The organism is Mesorhizobium tianshanense (assembly GCF_007830515.1).
Taxonomy (GTDB): Bacteria; Pseudomonadota; Alphaproteobacteria; order Rhizobiales; family Rhizobiaceae; genus Mesorhizobium; species Mesorhizobium tianshanense.
On sequence record NZ_VLKT01000066.1, the window covers coordinates 13,188 to 33,440 of the forward strand.

General features: G+C 57.3%; 14 protein-coding genes and 1 pseudogene. 9 read left to right on the plus strand and 6 right to left on the minus strand.

Annotated features, from left to right (window positions below):
- Positions 1-628 precede the first annotated feature (628 nt).
- Complete coding sequence (locus IQ26_RS33295; protein WP_145722594.1) at positions 629-2,200, minus strand: M81 family metallopeptidase; 1,572 nt, start codon at positions 2,198-2,200, stop codon at positions 629-631.
- Between the two features lie 345 nt (positions 2,201-2,545).
- On the opposite strand from IQ26_RS33295, the gene IQ26_RS33300 reads away from it, so the two are divergent.
- From IQ26_RS33300 to lhpI, 9 genes are all read left to right on the plus strand, one after another.
- Positions 2,546-3,553 (plus strand): dipeptidase, encoded by a 1,008-nt coding sequence (locus IQ26_RS33300; protein ID WP_145722595.1) that lies wholly within the window; start codon positions 2,546-2,548, stop codon positions 3,551-3,553.
- Between the two features lie 79 nt (positions 3,554-3,632).
- A complete protein-coding gene (locus IQ26_RS33305; protein ID WP_145722596.1) occupies positions 3,633-5,153 on the plus strand; it encodes an ABC transporter substrate-binding protein in 1,521 nt (506 codons plus the stop codon).
- 68 nt (positions 5,154-5,221) lie between these two features.
- Complete coding sequence (locus IQ26_RS33310; protein WP_145722597.1) at positions 5,222-6,139, plus strand: ABC transporter permease; 918 nt, start codon at positions 5,222-5,224, stop codon at positions 6,137-6,139.
- The gene (locus IQ26_RS33315) at positions 6,136-7,032 is read left to right on the plus strand and encodes an ABC transporter permease (RefSeq protein ID WP_145722598.1); all 897 of its coding nucleotides are present in this window, start codon (positions 6,136-6,138) and stop codon (positions 7,030-7,032) included. The genes IQ26_RS33310 and IQ26_RS33315 overlap by 4 nt, the downstream gene beginning before the upstream one ends.
- 9 nt (positions 7,033-7,041) lie before the next feature.
- Complete coding sequence (locus tag IQ26_RS33320; RefSeq protein ID WP_145722599.1) at positions 7,042-8,028, plus strand: ABC transporter ATP-binding protein; 987 nt, start codon at positions 7,042-7,044, stop codon at positions 8,026-8,028.
- Positions 8,025-8,888 (plus strand): ABC transporter ATP-binding protein, encoded by an 864-nt coding sequence (locus IQ26_RS33325; RefSeq protein ID WP_145722600.1) that lies wholly within the window; start codon positions 8,025-8,027, stop codon positions 8,886-8,888. The genes IQ26_RS33320 and IQ26_RS33325 overlap by 4 nt, the downstream gene beginning before the upstream one ends.
- Positions 8,889-8,914: 26 nt before the next feature.
- Positions 8,915-9,598, plus strand: a complete 684-nt coding sequence (locus IQ26_RS33330; protein WP_145722601.1) for a helix-turn-helix domain-containing protein — start codon at positions 8,915-8,917, stop codon at positions 9,596-9,598.
- 164 nt (positions 9,599-9,762) lie between these two features.
- On the plus strand, positions 9,763-11,037 hold the full coding sequence (locus IQ26_RS33335) for an FAD-dependent oxidoreductase (protein ID WP_162458145.1): 1,275 nt from the start codon (positions 9,763-9,765) through the stop codon (positions 11,035-11,037).
- A 97-nt stretch (positions 11,038-11,134) separates the two neighbouring features.
- Positions 11,135-12,109, plus strand: coding sequence for a bifunctional Delta(1)-pyrroline-2-carboxylate/Delta(1)-piperideine-2-carboxylate reductase (gene lhpI, locus IQ26_RS33340; RefSeq protein ID WP_145722603.1), 975 nt, complete (start codon positions 11,135-11,137; stop codon positions 12,107-12,109).
- A 995-nt stretch (positions 12,110-13,104) separates the two neighbouring features.
- Here the strand turns inward: lhpI and IQ26_RS33345 are convergent.
- The 5 genes and pseudogenes from IQ26_RS33345 to IQ26_RS33365 all read right to left on the minus strand — a co-directional run.
- A pseudogene (locus IQ26_RS33345) lies at positions 13,105-13,332 on the minus strand (transposase); the annotation flags it as partial.
- 454 nt (positions 13,333-13,786) lie between these two features.
- Positions 13,787-15,448 carry a hydantoinase B/oxoprolinase family protein gene (locus IQ26_RS33350; protein ID WP_145722604.1) on the minus strand — a complete coding sequence of 554 codons (1,662 nt, stop codon included), beginning with the start codon at positions 15,446-15,448 and terminating at the stop codon, positions 13,787-13,789.
- A gap of 10 nt (positions 15,449-15,458) precedes the next feature.
- A complete protein-coding gene (locus tag IQ26_RS33355; RefSeq protein WP_145722605.1) occupies positions 15,459-17,534 on the minus strand; it encodes a hydantoinase/oxoprolinase family protein in 2,076 nt (691 codons plus the stop codon).
- 278 nt (positions 17,535-17,812) lie between these two features.
- Positions 17,813-18,694, minus strand: coding sequence for a glutamate 5-kinase (proB, locus tag IQ26_RS33360; RefSeq protein ID WP_240547362.1), 882 nt, complete (start codon positions 18,692-18,694; stop codon positions 17,813-17,815).
- A gap of 339 nt (positions 18,695-19,033) precedes the next feature.
- A complete protein-coding gene (locus IQ26_RS33365; RefSeq protein WP_145722610.1) occupies positions 19,034-20,224 on the minus strand; it encodes an ATP-grasp domain-containing protein in 1,191 nt (396 codons plus the stop codon).
- Positions 20,225-20,253 lie beyond the last annotated feature (29 nt).

Here is a 20,253-nt window from a genome sequence, read left to right on the forward strand (position 1 = left end):
TCCTAGAAGCGCATCGATCTCGGCGCGCAGAGATTGCAAGGCCCTAAGGGAAAACCACGGCTCAGCCGACAGCTTGAAGTGTGTTGCCGCCTCGCGCATCATCCACGCCGGTATGCAGGCAAGGGAGCCGTCAGGCTGCGGAATGACCACAAACTCGGTTCCGCGGTACGCATAGCGCCTCAAAATGAGCGCGGCCTCACCGCAGCGCGGATGAAATGGATAGTAAATCCGCCCTTCTTCAGGCTGTTGGCGGGCAGTTTGTCGTTGTTTTGAGCAGCACCTGGATGATGCGGGTGTCGGTGCCGTTCTCCAGCAAATGCGTGGCGAGCTGTGCCTGTCCTCGATCATGCGCCGACGAAGCGGGCTCAACTCGGCCATCTCATTGCTCCTGTTCTCGAGATTGTGCTTCAACAGCAGCAATCTTTCAAAACAGAAGCGTCATCCGCGAACCGGTGCACCAAATGCCGCGTCAGCGCATTCGTTCAATCTGAATCCCTTAAAACGCGACACGCTTTAGCCTTGGCAAGGACAAGTGTGTTGGCAGTCGCGTCGGCAAGGGCGGACCCGATCGCCAGCGGGTGCCGCGAAAATCGTTTGTCAGTTGGCTCCCATTGTGCTTTTCAGGTTCTCAAGAAGCGGAAAGCCCGCTCGGAGTTCGACATACGCCAGGACGCAGGTTCCTGTACGTGACCGTTTCGTTGCGGCAAATATTAGCACCGGGCGATTCGACCATAATGATCTCTTTGGCAATCGGCCCGAAGTCAGAACGGAAGTGGATGGTGCTCTTTAGGGCGACAACCGACTGCTCCTTCGGCTCGATAGCAACGGCTCTCAGCAGGTCCTGGTAGAGGCACTGAAAGCGAGTGCTGGCGACGGCCACCTGTACGTCGGAATTGGCATCTAGGATGCGTAGGCGCGCCATCGGACCGACGTCGACGGGCACGTCGCCATTAAATGGGTCGCGGCAGGTGAATACCCCGTCCGAAAGCGCCTCTACGCGGACCTTCACACAAAAAGGCCCTGCATCGTAGCCATAGCGGCCGCCGAGGCGGACGTCGATTTCTGCACCCAAGCCAGCGTTGTGTGCCGCTTTTGCCGCCTCTGGATCCCACAACAGGCCGAGCGCGCTGTCGCGCATACCGCCCTCAACCATCGCCTTAAGTAATCCGATCGTATCCGAAGTGGCGCCAGCACCAGGATTATCTTGCACGTCGGCAAGCACGATAAGCTCGCCTTTGCGTCCGCTGCTGATCGCACGGCTTACAGCTTCGCTTGCGCCAAGCATCGGCATCTCGAAGTGGATTTCGGCGGCTAGAAATCGCTGAAATTGAGCATCCGCTGCGGCAGTGACGGCGGCGTAGTTGGCTCCATAGGCGATGACGGCCGGTCCACATTCGCGGATGTCGGACGGCGGAAAGCCGAGTGCAATGTCGACGCTGAAGACAGAACTTTCCACACCGTTCGGTAAGCCGGAGAACAGGCTCTTGCACGGCTCAAAGTCCGTGCATTGCGCAGCCAGTGGGATTAGGAAGGGCGGTTTGCGCATAGCCTTGAATAAGGGCTTCCTATGTCCGATACGCTGCTTCAGGAGGTCGAAGGCGCGTTGCCCAGTCTCCACCATATCGATGTGCGGGTAAGTCCGGTAGATCGTCATGCCGTCGGAGAGTTCGACCATTGCATCGGTCACATTGGCATGCATGTCGAGGCTGATAATGACCGGTAGTTCTAAGCCGACAAGCGTCCGGACGCGCCGCAGGAGCTCACCTTCGCCGTCCTCGAACGATTCGACGACCATCGCACCATGCAGGTCCAAATAAATCGCGTCGAGCTCACCTGCTCCTGCAATGCCTTGGCAGATCGCCTCGGCGATACGCTCATAGGCCTCATCGGCGACGACATTGCACGGCTCCGCAGCGGCCCAGACCAACGGCACCAAATCATAGGTCGCCCGTGCCGCGCCGATGAAGCCGCTGATCGGAAGCCCAAGCGGAGGGAAGACGTCGAGGATGGCCGCGCCCTTGGTCATTGCCGGGTACCCATCGGCCCGCACGAAGTCCTCATAGGAGGCACCGAACGGTGCGAACGTATTGGTCTCGTGATGGAAACCGGCGATGGCTATGCGCGGGCGAGTTGTCATGGACGGGTGGACCTCCTCGTAAGGGTCGGCGGTGCAGCGTGGAAAATCGATATTGGCTGCCATGCTCAGGTTCAACCCCTCTCTTTTTATGGGCCTTCACGCACTTCGTTGACGACGGCGCCCCCACGCTATCTGAAACGAAACCGATTCCCGGCCGTCACCAAGCTCCCAGGAGCGGCAGTTCGCCGCGAGCAGGCCCGGCATTTCGCAAAACGGCGCGATTTTTGCCGGAGCCTCAAGGCTACGGACAATATGACATTTTTGTTGCTAAAATGACAAAAATTTCTTAAGAGAAAATTACATGCCTGCGCAGGCAGTGTCAGGAGGAGCCCAGGCACTGTCTATTGCCGCTGCTTCCGGTGAGACCGCGTTCGGCACAATCGGCTTCGACCAGAGGGAGGAACTTGGATGGATTCCATCGCGAAACGACTGCATGAAGCTGCAATCATCATCGATGCTGTATGCCCATTGCTGGACGATACGAGCACGATTTCTGACTATAGGGCGGGCGGGCTGACCGCGATCGCACCCACCGTCGGATGGTGGTACGGCGCTGGGGCGACGCTGCGGACAGTCGGGTCATGGCATAAGCTGCTGCGCGAACGCGACGACCTGATATTGGTCCGTACTGCCGCCGGCATTCGTCAGGCCAAAAGGTTGGGCAAGACTGGCATTATCTTGCACTTCCAAGGACCTGAGCCGATCGAGGACAACCTCGATTTGATCGACGCCTTTAAAGCGTTGGGAGTCGGCGTCATGCAACTGGCGTATAACGTTAAGAACCGGATCGGCGATGGCTGCGAAGAACGTACGGATTCTGGCCTGAGTCGGTTTGGGCTACAAGTGATCGAGCGGATGAACCGGGCGCGCATGATTGTCGATTGCTCGCACACTGGCGTTCGAACGACGATGGACGCGATCGAACATTCTTCGGTGCCGGTGATCATATCGCACGCGAATGCCAAATCCGTTTATCCTTCGCCACGCAACATTTCTGACGAGTTGATCAAGGCAGTCGCTGAGAGGGGCGGTACGATCGGTGTCGTGGGCTTCCCTGGCTTCGTTTCTAGCGACAAGCACCCGACGATTGATCAATTTATCGATCACATTGCATATATGTGCGACCTTGTCGGTACGCAGCACATCACGCTTGGAATTGACTATTATAGCGGCCAGTCTCCGTATGCCGAGGATGAGGCGGCAATGACGATTTACGAGAACGCTCTGGCTGACAACAGCTGGAGCTCCAACGCCTATCCGCCGCCTCCGCATTACTATCCAGCTGGCATCGAGACGCCCAAAACCATGCTGGCGCTAACCGAGGCTCTGCTGCGGCGGGGATTTACAACCGAAGACATTCGCAAGATCTACGGCGAGAACCTGTTGCGGATCTACGAAACCATCTGGGGGGAATAAAAACGAAACCGTACTGCCAGTCGTAAACGGTGCGCGGTGTATAAAATCCGCGCATTACCTTAACAGCAGGGGAACTGCCATGAAAAACAACGGTATTAAATACAAACTCGCTATCGGGCTCCTTACCTTTACCGCGCTCAGCCACCCAGCCTTCGCCGGCAAGGCAGACGACATACTCAATGTCGCCTTCGGCAACGAGGTCGAGACGCTCGACAACTATCTGGCAACGAGCCGTGAAGCGCTCTCTATTGCCCGCATTCTTTACGATGGCCTCGTATCTAAAGATTTCAAGAGCGGTCAGTTCGTGCCGGAGTTGGCCGAGACTTACAAGTTCAATTCCGATACCCAGATTGATTTCAAGATTCGCAAAGGTGTCAAATTTCACAATGGCGACACTCTAACAGCCGACGATGTCGTTTTCACACTCAATCTCGTCTCTCGCCCTGATTTCCCCGCTCGTTACGCCATCGCCGTAAACTGGATCGACAAAGCCGAGAAGCTGGATGAAGACACGGTCCGGCTGACCATGAAGGCACCTTATCCGATGGCGCTGGAAATGCTTGCCGGAAATGTGCCGATCTACTCCAAAGCCTATTATGAACAAGTCGGTTCGCAGGGAATGGCGGTCAAGCCGATCGGAACCGGACCGTATAAGCTTGTGGAACTAACACCGGGCGTCAGCGTCAAGCTCGAACGATTCGACGATTATTATAAGGGCGGCCAGAAGGAAAATCCCCAAATCGGCAAGATCAATTTCCGTGTTCTGCCTGAATTAAACACCCAATATGCCGAATTGCTGAATGGCAATATTGATTGGATCTGGCGGGTTCCCACAGATGATGTTGCGCGCCTTGCAAGTCGGCCCGGTGTAAAGGTCGAGAGCTCGCCGATCATGCGTTTCGACTATATTGCCATGGACCCGCATGTTCCGAACTCGCCGCTTGTCGACGTACGTGTTCGCCAAGCGATCAACTACGCGATCAATCGGAAGGAAATCCGCGACGCGTTTAAGGGAGAAAGTTATCCGATCATCAATTCGGCATGCAACCCAGTGCAGTTCGGTTGCGAAACGGACGTCACCTCCTACGAATATAGTCCGGAAAAGGCGAAGGCATTGCTGAAGGAAGCCGGATTCGAAAAGGGGGTCAATCTGAGCATGGTCATTTCAGAAGAAGGTGTGGCGGTGGCAGAAGCGGTCAAGGCCAATCTTGCGTCTGTCGGAATCAACCTGAAGCTCAACAATCTTCAGTATGCCACGGCCACCGATCAGTGGCGCAACCACAAGCAAGACCTTCAGTATGGTGATTGGGGCTCCTATGGGATCGGAGATGTCGGGTTGAGCGTTGGTGCCTATTTCGCAGGCACTGGTGATGACGTTGTGAACGATCCGGAAATCACCGAGCCTGTCATTGAAGCCTCCAAGACCATAGATATGGATCGCCGGAAGGCCCTTTATTCGAAGGCGCTCAAGTTGATCGCCGACAAGGCTTACTGGGTCCCGCTATGGGTGTGGAGTATGAACACCGCGATGTCGGGGGATCTCGAACTTACCATCAACCCCGACGAGTTCATTCCGTTCTACGACGCGAAATGGAAGTAATCTTCCGCCGTCCAGCCGCGTAGAGCGGCTGGACGGCGTTGGGTCACCTGCTCCCAAGGGAGATTAGCATGCTGAATTACGCAGTTCGCAGAATATTTATGGCGTGTCTTCTCGCGCTCTTCGTATCCTTCATCTCCTATTCCCTAATCTTTGCCGCAGGCGATCCGGCCGCTGCCGTAGCCGGCGAGGCTTCGACTGCGGCCGATGCGGAGCGCATTCGGCAACTCTATGGTTTCGATCAGCCTATCCTCGTTCAGTATCTGCATTGGTTGTCCGGGGTCCTTCGTGGAGATCTCGGGACAAGTCTTTACTTCGACCAGCCCGTCGCGACGCTCCTTCTCGGACGCTTCGCCATGACAGCACAGCTCGGGATATTTGCGCTGATCCTGGCTTTGGTGATCGCTGTGCCTTTGGGGGTGGCAGCCGGTCGTTGGCCCAATAGCATCATTGATCGCCTGGCCCTGCTCTTTGCAGTTATTGGGCAGGCCATGCCCAGCTTCTGGTTTGCCTTGCTGCTGATAATCCTGTTCTCCGTTAAGTTGTCGATCCTGCCAGCCTCGGGTACCGCCTCCTGGCAAAGCTTTATAATGCCGACGATTGTGCTGGGCTATTTCGCCATGCCGGCGATCATGCGATTGACCCGTTCAGGCATGATATCGGCGCTGGAGGCGGACTATATCCGCACGGCCCGCGCCATGGGGTTGTCCGAAGCGCGTGTGCTGTTTGACTACGCCCTGCGCAATGCGGCGCTCCCGATTATCAGCCTATCCTCGGCCCAGTTCGGTTTCCTGCTGGCAGGCTCTGTTGTCGTTGAAAGCGTGTTCGCCATTCACGGGGCCGGATCCCTCGCGTGGGAAAGCATAGCCCGTGGCGATCTGCCGACCATCCAGGCTCTCGTGCTCTGCTTCTCGCTTTTCTATGTCGTTCTAACCCTGCTAGCCGATATGCTTAACGCCATGCTAGACCCAAGGATGCGCAGCAAATGACCGAAGCCTCTGCATTTTCCGCAGAAAGCTCGAAGGTGAATGCCACGAAAAGCCGCTTGTTTCGCTGGCTGCGTCACGGCAGCCTGATGCTCGGGCTGCTGATCTTCGTCACCGTCATTGTCATGGCGGTATTCGCACCGTTGCTGGCGCCCTATGACCCTTATCTGCAGTCGCTTCCGGCCCGGTTTACGCCCCCGGTTTGGCTCCCAGGCGGCGGTTGGGAGCACCCACTCGGCACGGATCAGTTGGGCCGCGACTATCTATCCCGCATCATCTATGGGGCCCAAATCTCGCTTAGCATTGGGGTTGGGACCGCGATTGTCTCGGGTATCATCGGAACTTTTATCGGGGTTTGCGCCGGCTATTTCGGTGGTAAGGTCGACAGTGTCGCGATGTTTGTCATCACCGCGCGTCTGGCGATGCCAGTTATTCTGGTCGCGCTGGCCGTGGTGGCGCTCGCGGGATCCTCACTCACGGTGGTCATGCTGACGCTCGGATTTTTGCTTTGGGACCGGTTCGCGCTCGTTATCAGGGCCACGACGATCCAGTTGCGGTCTTCCGAATTCGTAACTGCGGCGGAGTTGCAGGGCGCGTCCGTGCTGCAGATTATCGGTCACGAGATCCTGCCGAACCTCCTCAACAATCTCATTGTAGTGGCTACGCTTGAGATGGCGCAGGCGATGATCCTTGAAGCCGCGCTCTCGTTCCTGGGCCTAGGCGTGCCCGCGCCCCTTCCCTCGTGGGGGCTGATGATTTCCGAAGGGAAAGCCTCGATCCTCTTTGAGCCTTGGCTCATTACCATTCCGGGAGTTTTTCTGTTCGCTCTTGTCCTTGGCACGAACCTTCTGGGTGACGGTCTGCGAGATGTCATGTCGCCGCACGGACGGAATTGAGGAAGACCAATGTTGATCAACGTTGAAAACCTCAACATCGACATCGCTACGGCGAACGGAACTCTAGCCGCTGTGCAGGATGTCAGCTTCTGCGTGTCAAAGGGTGAAACCCTTTGCATCGTTGGCGAATCGGGATGTGGAAAGTCGATCACCGCATTGTCGCTTCTCGGGCTTCTGCCCAAGGTGGCGACGCGGACGGCGCGGGCGATGACCTTCGACGGCGTCGACATGCAAATGATGTCGAAAGCCGAACTCCGCGCTCTGCGGGGCAACCGTCTCTCAATGATCTTCCAGGAGCCGATGACGGCGCTGAACCCGCTGCACACGATCGGACGCCAGTTGTTAGACGTCTATCGTGCTCATCGCAAGGCATCTCGCAAGGAGGCCAAGGAGCGAGCGATCTATCTGCTCGAACAGGTCGGAATCACCAACGCGGTGCAGCGCTTGAACAACTACCCGCACGAGCTTTCGGGCGGCATGCGCCAGCGTGTCGTTATCGCCATGGCGCTCATGTGCGAGCCCGAGCTGATTGTGGCGGATGAACCGACCACGGCGCTGGATGTAAGCATTCAGGCTGAATTGTTGCGACTGCTCATTGATCTGCAAAAGTCATTTGGGATGGGGATGATTATGATCACCCACGACTTGGGACTTGTATCGCGCATCGCCGACAGGGTGATCGTCATGTACGCGGGCCAGGTCGTCGAAACGGCGCCCGCCGAGAAGCTGTTCACCAATCCGTCCCACCCATATACCCGTGCATTGCTCGGTTCCGTCCCCGATCCTTCGCATCCGCGGATGAAGCCGCTACCTTCGATACCCGGCACCGTACCGTCGCTTCTGAACCGGATGGAGGGCTGTCATTTCTTGGATCGGTGTCCTCTGGCCTCTGACGCTTGCAGAAAACCAATTCAACTGCAGCAGATCGGCGGAAATCACGAGGCCCGCTGCATAAAGGTCGGTGAGGGGAAAATCCGGCTAAAGGTTGTGGCATGACCGACAAACCCGTTCTCGAGTTGAGTAACGTCTCGCACGAGTACCGTGGGCGGAGAGGTATCTTCGGCCAAAGTGCGCCCATGCTTGCCGTAGACAAGGTGTCGCTCCGTGTTGAGAGAGGTGACATTCTCGGTATTGTCGGAGAGTCCGGCTCAGGCAAGAGTACGCTCGCGAAAATAATGCTGGGTTTGCTCACCCCTACGGAAGGCGAAGTTCTGCTGGACGGGCGTCCGGCCGGCAGCATGACACGCCGGCAGATCGCAGAGCGCATCGGCTTCATTTTCCAGGATCCGTATTCATCCTTGAACCCGCGCCAGACTGTGGGCAAAATCGTGGCCTATCCGCTCTATTTGCGTGGCGAAGGCACGTCGGCGCAGCGGCAAGAACGCGCGCGAAAGATCCTCGACATTGTGGGGCTGCCGTTACGCTTCTTCGAAGCCTATCCCAACCAAATGTCGGGCGGGCAGCGGCAGCGCGTTGCCATTGCCCGGGCCCTGATCACGCGTCCCAAGCTGCTGATATGCGACGAGCCTACCTCCGCGCTTGATGTGTCGGTTCAGGCCCAGGTGCTCAACCTGCTCTTGGAACTGCGTGAGGAATTCAATCTGATGTACATCATGATCAGCCACAATATGGGGGTGATACAACACATGACCACACGCGTGGCGGTTATGTATCTTGGACGAATCGTCGAAATGAATACGTCGAAGCGTATATTTGAAGAACCACGCCATCCATACACGCAGCTTCTGCTTAACTCCACTCTGACCGTCGCACAAGGTGCAGGCGTTCCCGATCTCAAAGTTGATACTGCGAAACGAGAGGCGATGCGTGAGCATCCGTCATTCATTGCTTCATAAGCGGGATTCCGAGCTCACCAAAACCTATGTATCTTATGGGTTTGCAATCTTTTAAAGCCGGGCAGGCGGTGGAAGCGAAAAACATGGCCCAAATAGATTATGTAAAACAGACTAATTATCCTCCAATCGGCGTAACCGTTCAAAGATTGCGCAAACAGCTAAAACTCACGTTGAACGATCTGGCGCAAAGGGCGGGCCTATCGATTTCCGCAGTATCGAAGATAGAAAACGGTCAGGTTTCGCCAACATATGAGACGATCCTGCGCCTTGCCGTCGGGCTTGACGTTGACGTCACGGAACTCTTCGGCAGCACCACGGACAAGGCCGGTGCGGCGGGACGTAGGGTCGTGACCAGAAGGGGCGAGGGCATTCTGCAGAAGTCGCCTCATTACGAATACGAAATGCTCAGCGCTGACCTTTCCACCAAGCAGTTCACCCCCCTGCTGACGCGTGTGCGCGCGCGCTCAATTATGGAGTTTTCTGAAATTCAGGGGCACATGGGGGAAGAATTCTTCTACGTGCTATCTGGCGAGGTAATGCTCCATACAGAGCACTATGCGCCGATTCGCCTCTTTCCGGGGGACAGCAGTTACTATGATTCTACCATGAGACACGCGTTGGTCTCTGTTAGTGAAGAAGATGCGCAGATTCTATGGATCGCCACCAGGGTTCACGGAGTCCTCGCTCAGGACGGTGCACCCGAGCAGTAAAGCCGGGTCAGGGCACTAAGACACGAAATACTCTGGGGCTGAGCACCTCCTGCGCAAGGGGGAGGGCAAGCTGCGTCCCGACGCATTTTAATTCCGCTTCAGAAGCGGTCGCGGTACAGAAACGGGAAAGGCGGATTGACCTGGTCAATTTTCAAAGGCGAACAATGAGTGAATCAGCTCGAAAGCGCAGCATCGCGGTGATCGGAGCGGGTGTGGCAGGCATGATGACGGCCTACGCACTTTCGAAGCGAGGTGTTCAAGTGCTCGTAATCGACGCGATGTCTGGCCCGGCTGAAATGTGTAGCCGCGCAAATGCAGGCATCATCGCTGTGGGGCATGCGAAAGCTTGGGCAGGGCCGCAGGCGATCGGAGCCATGTTCAAAGTGATCGCTGGGCGGGATCCGTCGGTCAAAGTATCACGGATTTTGGATCCGGCGCTGTGGCGCTGGGGTATAGAGTTTCTGGCAAACTGCACGCCACACGCACATCACAGGAACACCGACGCGCTTCAACGTTTGAGCCGGTACAGCCGCGACCTCATTGCCGCCGCCGAGACCGAAATGGACCTGCCGAATGAGGTGCGACGCAATGGCGGGCTGTATGTCTTCCAGAACGAAAGCCAATTCAACACCTATGTTGCTTCCATCAAGGATCACGGTGACGACAGCATCACGGCCCTTGAACGAGACGAGTTAATTGCCCGCGAACCTGGGTTATCGGGGCTGTCCAGCCGGTTAGTTGGCGGACTTTATAGCGCAGCGGACTGTGTCGGTGACTGCAGGCTATTTACCCAACGCACGGCTGCCTTCCTGAACAAATCGAATAAGGCACGTTTTTGTTTCGGCGCGCGTGTCACGGGGTTCCGCACCTCATTTAACACCATCCAAGCCGTCAGAACTGATCAGGGAGAAATCCCGTGCGGGGCAGTCATTCTTGCGACAGGCGTCGAAACTCCTGAGCTAACCCGTGCACTTGGATTTGCACCCAATATATACCCGGTCAAAGGCTATTCTGGAACGTGGACGATCACCGACCCCGCCAAAGTGCCCGCGTTGCCTTTTGTCGACGAGACCGAATTGTTGGCGGTTGCGGCCTATGGTGGCCAACTTCGGGTGACCGCGATCGCAGAATTCGCGGCGCACGACCGCTCCATTCCAGAAGAGCGAATAGCGCAGATAGGCGATTACGTGCTCCGTTCATTCGGGGACGCCGTAGAGCTGAAGACGCCGGAGTTCTGGTCCGGATTGCGGCCAACCACACCAGCCGGCCCCCCATTCCTGGGTAAGGTGCGCAAATATAGCAATCTATGGATCAATGCGGGACATGGACAGCTCGGCTGGACCATGGCTTTGGGCTGTGGGGAGCTATTAACTCAAAGGATTATGGGCGAGCAGACGCCACTTCAAAATCCATCTTCGGCCGCGTCCTGGCTTGCATAACCAAGCGAATTTAGGCCTCGAGGCAAAGGCTCTCTTGCACCCAGCAAACGAAGCGGAAAGTGCTGTCGCCAGCAATATGAAAAGGAGCAGTAATCAAATGAGCGACGCCAGGATGAGATTGATAGATACTGAAGCAACGGGCGCGAGCCTGCCCTATGGTGCTCTTGTCGACGCGCTTCAGAGCGGTTTTGTAACCGGCTGCACGGTACCGGTTCGGCACCATCATCGCATGGAGAAAAGCGGCGAGCCAGACGCAACACTTCTCCTTATGCCTGCTTGGTCGAAGGCGGAAGATCAGGATCAGTTCCTCGGCGTTAAGCTTGTAACCGTCGTTCCAGGAAACACTACCCGCGGGTTGCCAGGGCTGACATCAACCTACATCCTTTATGATGGGGTGACCGGGCAGCAGCTGGCGCTGATGGACGGCAATGTTATCACCTCGCGGAGGACCGTTGCCACGTCCGCTCTCGCTGCTCGCTATCTTGCCCGCGATGACGCAAAGTCGCTTCTCGTAATCGGCTCCGGACGAGTTGCCAGCCAGATACCGGATGCCTACCGCGCTGTTAGGGCAATCGAGAAAGTCTTAGTCTGGGATATAAACAATGAAGGCGCGAAAAAATTGGTTCGCTCACTGAACGACAAAGGAATTGACTCGGAGGTCGTGACTGATTTGGAGCAGTCGGTGGGCGTCGCAGACATCATTAGTGCTGCAACCCTTGCAACTAGCCCCATAATCAAGGGCGCATGGGTACGCAAGGGCACGCACATCGATCTTATCGGCGGCTTCACTCCCAAGATGAGAGAGGCGGACGACGCGGCGTTGACTAAGGCCAGAGCATTTGTCGACACGCGTGAAGCGCTTCATGAAGCGGGAGATCTTGTTCAACCCATTCAGAGCGGCGTTGTGGCCGAAGAGCATGTTCTTGGAACTCTTGTGGATCTTGCCAAAGGCAACCTGAACGGGCGAACCAGTACAGACGAGATCACCTATTTCAAGGCCGTTGGGTCCGCACTTGCTGACCTTGTCGCTGCCCGAATGGTCTACGAACAAATTTGCACCGAACGACAGTAACTAGCGCCGTCCGCTGTTGCGCAGACCATGTCGGCTTGCGCCGGGCGGCGAAGCTACCGCGCTGCCCTGTGTAAATGTCGAGATTGCCGGAGCATGGTTCCCTTGAGATAGCGCCGCGCTCGCGCCGAACGGAGGGAATTTCAAAGATGAGTATAGGAGAGAATGCGTAGCTCACGCAGCGGAACTGACGTTCACCAGACCCATAGTCGTCCTGCTCGTCGATTGAGCACGGCGGGCGACGATCGTCACCAGGAGGTCATCTTGTCAGTAGCAAACCATTTTCGAGCAGTGTTTCGAAACGCATTCATTTGGGATTCGCATGCAGGCTTTGCGCCCCATACGGATCTCGATCTTCAATTTCTGACGCGGTGGAAGGATGCCGGCGTCTCTCATGCCGCGATAAACGTCGGCTTCGACGTGATGAGTTGGGATCAAACACCTAGTCCCTATGATTGCTGGGCCTGAGGGCGGCCCGTCATCCGATATGCAACGGTACGAGGGTTAAGCCGGCTGGCCGGCGCAGAGCCTCATGCACAGAAGACGGGCCGCCCTCAGGCCCAGCAATCTTGCACCGCGCACTACCGCCGCTGGTTGTCGGAGCATAAAGAGGATTTCGTTCTCGTCCACCAATTCGACGATCTTCGCCGCGCGAAGGCTGCTCGCCGTCAGCTTCGACCTAGCCCGTTTGATGCACAGCGATCGACTTTCGGCGGCATGAAGGGTCATTTGGTTAGCGTTGCGGTGTCCTTTTGACGAGCTTCATCGGCGCCGGGGTTGATCCGTCGTGATGGCAGGCGGGGGTTGCGGGTTGCGGTCGCTGGTCGGGGCAGGATGTCGGCAGATGGCAAGCGGATCTGAGTCTTCATCTCGACCACCCGCGCGATTGGGAGGCCAGATCCCGACCCGACGGCATCCGCATGAAGATGATTGCCGCCGGCTACGAGGACGGCAACGACGCCAACCGGCTGCGTTCCGACCCGGTCTTCAAGATGGCCCAGGACGCGCTGGCCGATCATGTCGGCCAGGCTGTGGACCATCTGGTCCGGGCTGCGCGGATCATCGATGCAGCGCGCAAGACGCTCAGCCACACGCAGCTGCTTTTCCACCTCCGCCAGAGCGAGAACGCCGCTGTTGGACGACAGCATGCCGCCGTCGAAACGGGCGACGACGGACTTGCCGCCGACAGATGACAAACTGCTCAGCGGCAGCGTAAGATCGTTCATGGCGGATGTGGTCTCCGGGAAATGATTCGGATCGGCTTTAGTAACAAAATCCTACGTCAATTCAATGGCTTGCACCACTTCCGCCAACCCACCATGAATTTTCCAGGCTAGGAACTCGCCCCTCAAGCCGCTGCACGAAAGGTGCCGCCGGAACAGTACGTTGCACCGTAAGCAGGCTCTGTTGTTACGGGCGGGCGTCTATAGCTACAGGCATGTTAGTGTTATCCATGTTCAAGGCCTCCTTTGAACGGTCAGTGATCTTGCTGGGCGTACCCTTGGTATACGGCCCACACTCTGAGTCCGCGCGATCTTGAGGGGATGACGGCTAAGCAGCATTGCGGTCGATCACATTGCCATCGTGACGATTCGGCAATGCCGCCGCTCCTCGTCACTTCGAGTTCCCGCGCAATCTTGCAGCAGAGCCCGGGAAGAAAATTAGCCTCAATGAGGCCACCTACTCAATTCCATACACCCCCCGCGCGCGCTCGCGCGTGATAAGACCGTTCTTGATATCCTCCTCGACTGCTGCACGGTTACGCTGCTTTGGATCCCCATACCCGCCGCCGCTGCCGGTCACGACGCGGATCACGTCGTCGGTGTGCGTAACATGTCCCGAGACGAAGGCGAAGCGCTCGCTGGTGCCGTCCTTGCGGATGAACCGGACATAGTTGGGCGAGCCCTCCCGGCCGCCATTTAGCGCCCAGGGTGGGAACTTCGAGCGCGTATAGACGACGGTGAGAAAGCCATTGTCGGCACGGACGCGGTAATCCATTACGATCCCACGGCCGCCGACATATTTGCCCTCACCGCCCGGCTCCAGATTGAGCTCCATTCGGTCCACGTAGAGACCATTGCGTGCCTCGTTGATTTCTGCCGGACAGTTGTAGGTTTCTCCGTGGAAGCTCGAGAAGATGCCGGTATTGCCATCGCGGCCGTGGCCTGCACCCCAACCGCCCAGTTGCGGTTCGATGATAGTGTATTGACGGCCCGTGTCGGGGTGGATACCGCCGATAAAGGTCCCGCAGAGCGAGCCAAAATGTCCAGCCGCCAGCCGCTCGGGCATATGCGGCGCTAGGCAGCGCCATATTAGATCCTTTATCCGCAGCTCGACCTCGTAATAAAAGCCGAGCGGCGCCGGCTCCCTGGCATGAAAGACCGAGCCCTCGCGTGTCAGCAGCCGAATCGGTCGGAAGGAGCCTTCGTTTGCCGGCGAATTGGGATCGACCAGCGACTTGAATAGCATCTGCGTGCAGACCATAACCCCGTCGCGGCTGCTATTCACCGGGTTAGTCGATTGGTCTGGGTTGTCTCGCAGGTCGAGCACGAATTCGGCATCGGAGATCGTAATCTTCACGTTGAAGATACGTCCGTCATCCTGCTCTTCGGAAAGCTCGAATGCGCCCTTCGGCAGCCTCGCGAGCTCTGCGAGCGAGACCTGTTCGCCGACATCCATGGAGTAGGACATGGCGTTCTCGAACGTCTCGACACCGTACTTCTCGGCGAGCTCCTGCAGGCGCTTAGCCCCAATGCGCACTGAGGCGATTGCTGCCCATACATCGCCTTCCAGCACGTCAGGCATGCGCGAATTCACTTTGATGATCTCCATCACGGAGTGGATGGGTTCGCCCTTCGAAATTATCTGGACAGCTGGGAGCCGCAGCCCCTCCTGGAAGATCTCGGTTGCTTCGCCGGTGAGCGAACCCGGCGCTATGCCCCCGACATCTGAGTTGTGGGCAATATTGGCCGTCCAAGCGATGATGCGTCCGCCCGCGAAGACAGGCATCGCGACCACGATATCATTCAGATGCGTGACGCCGCCGTAGTAAGGATCGTTAGTTGCGAACACATCACCTGGCTCGATCTCGCCCTGCCTGCCGAACTTTTTCGCGATCACCTTCACGGCTTTGTCCAGCACCCCGACGAAAGCCGGGATACCTGCGCCCGACGAGGCGAGCGCGCCTTCCGCATCGGTGATGCCGGTGCCCATGTCGAGCACCTCGTAAATGATCGAGCTCATCGCAGTTTTTTTCATGACCGCGAACATCTCGTCGGCGGTTGCCCGCAGCGAATTCTGGATGATTTCCAGCGTGATCGGGTCGTCGGTCCTTGTCGCCATTGTCCTCTCCCTACCCCACCAGATGGATGTAGATGTTGCCGTAGCCGTCGACGTGGACCCGGTTGCCCGGATGGACGAGCACGGTGCTGCCCAAATCCTCCACGATCGCCGGGCCACTGAAGGTCATGCCCGGCTCGAGCTTGCTGCCGTCATAGATCGCCGCCTTGTGAATGCCCTCAAGCGCGTAATCGACATTGCGGTAGCCCTTGAGTGCATCTTCCGCCGTCGCTCCGGTGGAAGCACGATTCCGCATGGTGGGCTTACTGACCTCGGCAGAGGCCACCAGATGGATGCCGACCATTTCGACCGGCGCACTGAGCCGATAGGTGTATTCACGCTGATAAATCTCGTGGAAGGATGCCTCGATCTCAGCGAGCTGCTCGTCAATGATTTGGCCCGCGGCGACCAGCACCTCGGTGGTATGTTCCTGGTTCCGGTAGCGGAACTTGCCGTAGCGCAGAAACCGGATCCTGCCTGCCTCGATGCCTTCGGCTGCAAACTGTCTGCGGGTTTGCTCCTCCGCTTCGGCGAAGGCCTGCTCGATACCGGCTGCAGCGCCCGGCTTCAAATCGATGAGCCGCGTCACGAAATAGTCGCGCCGCAGGTCCGACATCATCATGCCCCAGGCCGAGAAGACGGCAGCGGCGGCCGGCACGACAACCTTCCGCACGCCGAGCTCGGCTGCAAGCGCCACCGCGTGCATGGCGCCGCCGCCCCCGAAGGCGACGACCGTGAAGTCGCGCGGGTCATAGCCACGGTTGACCGAGACTAGCTTCAAGGCATTGACCATATTGTTGTTGGCAATGCGGATGATGCCGCGCGCCGCCTCGTCAGCGTCCACGCCGAGCTTCTGGCCCACGGCTTCGATCGCCACCTTCGCGGCGCCCATGTCAGCGACGACTTCGCCGCCACAGAAATAATCCTTGTTGATGCGGCCGAGCCAGAGATTGGCGTCGGTTGTGGTCGCCTGCGTGCCACCCCGTCCGTAAGCCGTGGGACCTGGTACGGCGCCGGCTGATTGGGGGCCAACATGCAGCTTGCCGAAATCATCGACCCAGGCGATGGAACCGCCGCCATTGCCGATCTCGACCAGGTCGACCACCGGCACCATGATCGGATAGCCCGCTGAGGTGCTATCGCGCTCGATCCAGTAGTCGGTCTTGATCTTTACCTCACCGTTCTCGATCAACGAGCACTTCGCCGTCGTCCCCCCGATGTCGAGCGCGAGCACGTTCGCCTCTCCGATTAGCTTGCCGAGCTCGGCTGCGCCCAAGACGCCAGAGGCAGGCCCCGATTCGACCATTGTGATCGGAATTTTCAAGACCGACTCAAGTGAATCCACGCCGCAGTTGGATTGCATAATGTAGGGGCTCTTTCTGAAACCTTTCTCCCTCAACCCCGCGAGCAGCCCCGAGAGGTAGCGCTCGGAGACCGGCTGCACGTGGGCCGACAGCACTGCCGTGTTGGTACGCTCATATTCGCGCCATTCGCGTGTAATCTGGTGCGAGGACACGACCGAGACGCCTGGCCAGAGCCGCTGCACCTCAGCGAGTGCGGCCTTTTCATGGCTGGTGTCCGCATAGGAATGGAGAAAGCAGATTGCGATAGCTTCAACGCATTCCGTCTTGAAATCCTCGATGATTGCCGGAAGGCCGAAGAGGTCGAGCGGCTTCAGCTCCTCGCCCTTGTAGGATATGCGGCCCGGCAGTTCGCGGCGCAGGTAACGCGGAACGAAGGGTTTCGGCTTCTGGTAGTGCAGGTTGAAGAAGTCGGGACGGTTGCCACGCGCGATCTCGAGCGTATCGCGGAAGCCCTCTGTAGTGATGAGCCCGACCTTGGCACCTTTTCGCTCCGTTAGCGCGTTGATAACGACGGTGGTGCCGTGGGCAAGGAAGTCGACCGAACTTGGGTCAACGCCACCCTTTTCGAGGACATTCAGCACACCCTTCTCGAAATTGGGCGGGGTGGTATCGGATTTCGCCGTGATGACGCGGGCCTCGCCCGTCGAATGATCAGTCTCGAAGCAAACGAGATCGGTGAAAGTGCCGCCGACATCCGTCGCGACGCGGATCGTTTTATCGGTCATCAACGGCCTCCCTCGGCGTTCAACGAAGAGAAATCAGGCATTGTCATTGGCTCTCTCCATGAGCCGGTTGCGTAACTACGCCTCCTGGGCGGTGATGACCGGAACTGCGCCGACGAGCCGGCGAGTACTGTAGGTTGACGAACACTTTCGCGGTCAAATTGAGCTCAACAAGCCTACCCTTCTCGAACACAATGACTCAGTCAAACCTCGACCGCACTTGGCGAGAAAGCAGCCGTGCCAGAGAAGAGCTTCATGAAGTCAATACCCAGCCACGGCGCTTAGGTCTGCGACAAACAGTAGGCACGGTCGCCGCGGGGAACACTCCCTCTGGTGGGCTTAACAAACCACGTTGATGGCCCACCATTCTCGATGGCGGCGAGAGGGTGAGGCTTGTGTCCTTTCGCAATGACCAGTTCGCAGCCCGCGTCCATGGCGATTCTTGCTGCCATCAACTTTGTCACCATGCCACCCGAACCGTGGCGAGCAGGGGAATGACCGGCCATGGCCTCAATCTCGGAGTCAATGCATCGCACCTCAGTGACCCGACGAGCCAAAGGGTTGTCGTGAGGATCTTCTGTAAAAAGGCCATCTACATTGGAAAGAAGAACGACGACGTCGGCGTTTACCATCTGCGCGACCCGTGCCGCCAGCCGATCATTGTCGCCAAGACAGATCTCGGCCGTTGCGGTCGTGTCGTTCTCGTTGATAACGGGTACGGCGCCAACTTTGAGAAGTTGTTGAAGGGTTGAAGCCGCATTGAGGCGGCGATGCTGGTTGTCTATATCTTCGCCGGTCAATAGCACTTGCCCCAGGCCAAACCCGTGGCGTTTCAAACTCTGCTCATAAGCTAGCATGAGTCGAACCTGACCAATCGCAGCGGCCGCTTGCCTCTCCTCAATTCGCAGAGATCTGTCCAACCGGTTGAGGTGACATGATCCCAGTGCGACAGCACCAGAGGTGACGATGATCACCTGCTGCCCGCGTGCGAAAAATCGGACGACATCCTCTATCAGCGTTTCAAGCCAAGGACCGCGTATCTCTCCGGTCTCCGTATCTGCAATCAGTGCTGAGCCAATTTTCACGATTAGCCGGCGAGCCGAAAGCAATTTGATCCCGATCGTTGCTGCTGCCATTGCTTCGGTAGAAGTGAAGTCATTCACTAACATTTCGTCCTTGTAAATTCATTGTACATTAGCTTCATCTTCCATGTCGTAGCAAGTATCAAATTATCACGTTTCCATATATCACGACCCCCGCTGGCTTCATGATTTCTATCTAAGCCGTGCATCCTATTCCGAAGAATTGACTTAATATCCCAGTCCGTTTTCCGTCCAACAGTGATATGCATAAACGGGTCATCCAGAAAACTATCGTTCGCAATGCGCTCACTGTCTTCAATAGAATGCAGAATCGAGATAAGCGTCATTTTCGACCTGCTGCTCTCTCGTGCCCTCAATTTGCACCAATGTTCGGTGACGATCACCTCTTATGTGGCGCACCTACAGATTGTCTCTGTTCTCAACGGCTGGAAAAGGGGTGATCGACCAATCGATCAAGTCGACGGCGCGCTGAAGGGCGCCCTCGGTTTCAGCAAGGCTGGGTGAAGCAGCGATGACATGTCCAATCCAGTCTCGGAAATCGCCCTTCCTGACAATGGGCGTCTTGGGTTCAACATTCAATTTGACCTCGGCGACACCTGGTACAGCAGCCGCCTGAGTGTCGCCGTCAATCCAATCAAGGATGCCATCGCGATCAGGAATCAGGAACCGCGCAGCCGCAGTGTGCGAATGCCTTTTGCGCAGGTTCCATTCCTCGCCAATGACAAGCTTGATGTGCTCGGTGACGAGATCGATACCGTAAGCCAACTGAACCAGTTGAGGAGCAAGAACGCCACCAAGGCGCGGATTGACTTCAATGACGACTGGGCCACGCTTCGTCCACCGGAATTCAATATTCGTTGGCCCCCAGCCAAGGCCGAGAGCTTGCAAACAGCTCAGCGAAATATCGGCGATGCGCTTGTGCTCGTCATCCCTCAGCAGGGCCGGATAAGTGCATTCACGAATGACGAAATGCGGTGGGGGGCCGAAGTCAGCGGCGCAAATCCCAATGACTTCATTACCCATTACCGCAGGCCAACAATAGGGGCCTTGGGCGAATTCTTCGATCAGTATCCTCGGCGCGGACCGCCATATGTGCTTCCCGCCCAACAGATAGGTCGTATGTTCGGCCAACTCGTCGACGTCGCGGCACAATCGGACCCCGTAGCTGCCGTTGCCTACGGCTGGCTTGAGAATCACCGGGAAGCCGATCTCCGCCGCCGCGCTTTCCACGTCTGTCGCATTCGCGGCCAAACGATAAGCGGGTATTGGAACGCCAGCCTCCGCGAGGAGCTGACGTTGAGTGAATTTGTCGCAGCATCGTTCAATCGATTCAGGGTTCGGTCCCGGTAGATCGAAATGCAAGCAGAGCTTGCCAACTGTCGCATAGACCACCTCCCCAGCACTCGTAATGCCAGCAAGGTCATAGGTCGCACGCAGCTGGGAACATTCGCGGATCAGCGCATCGAGATTTTTTGTATCGACACGGATTGCCTCAATGCCTTCCGCCGCAAGATAGTCGTACTGAGCGGGATCAGCCGATAGGGTAATTGGATGAAGACCAAGACGCTGGGCCGCTTGGACGTACAGCAGACCAGTACCGTGTGTGTTGCCTTCAAGCA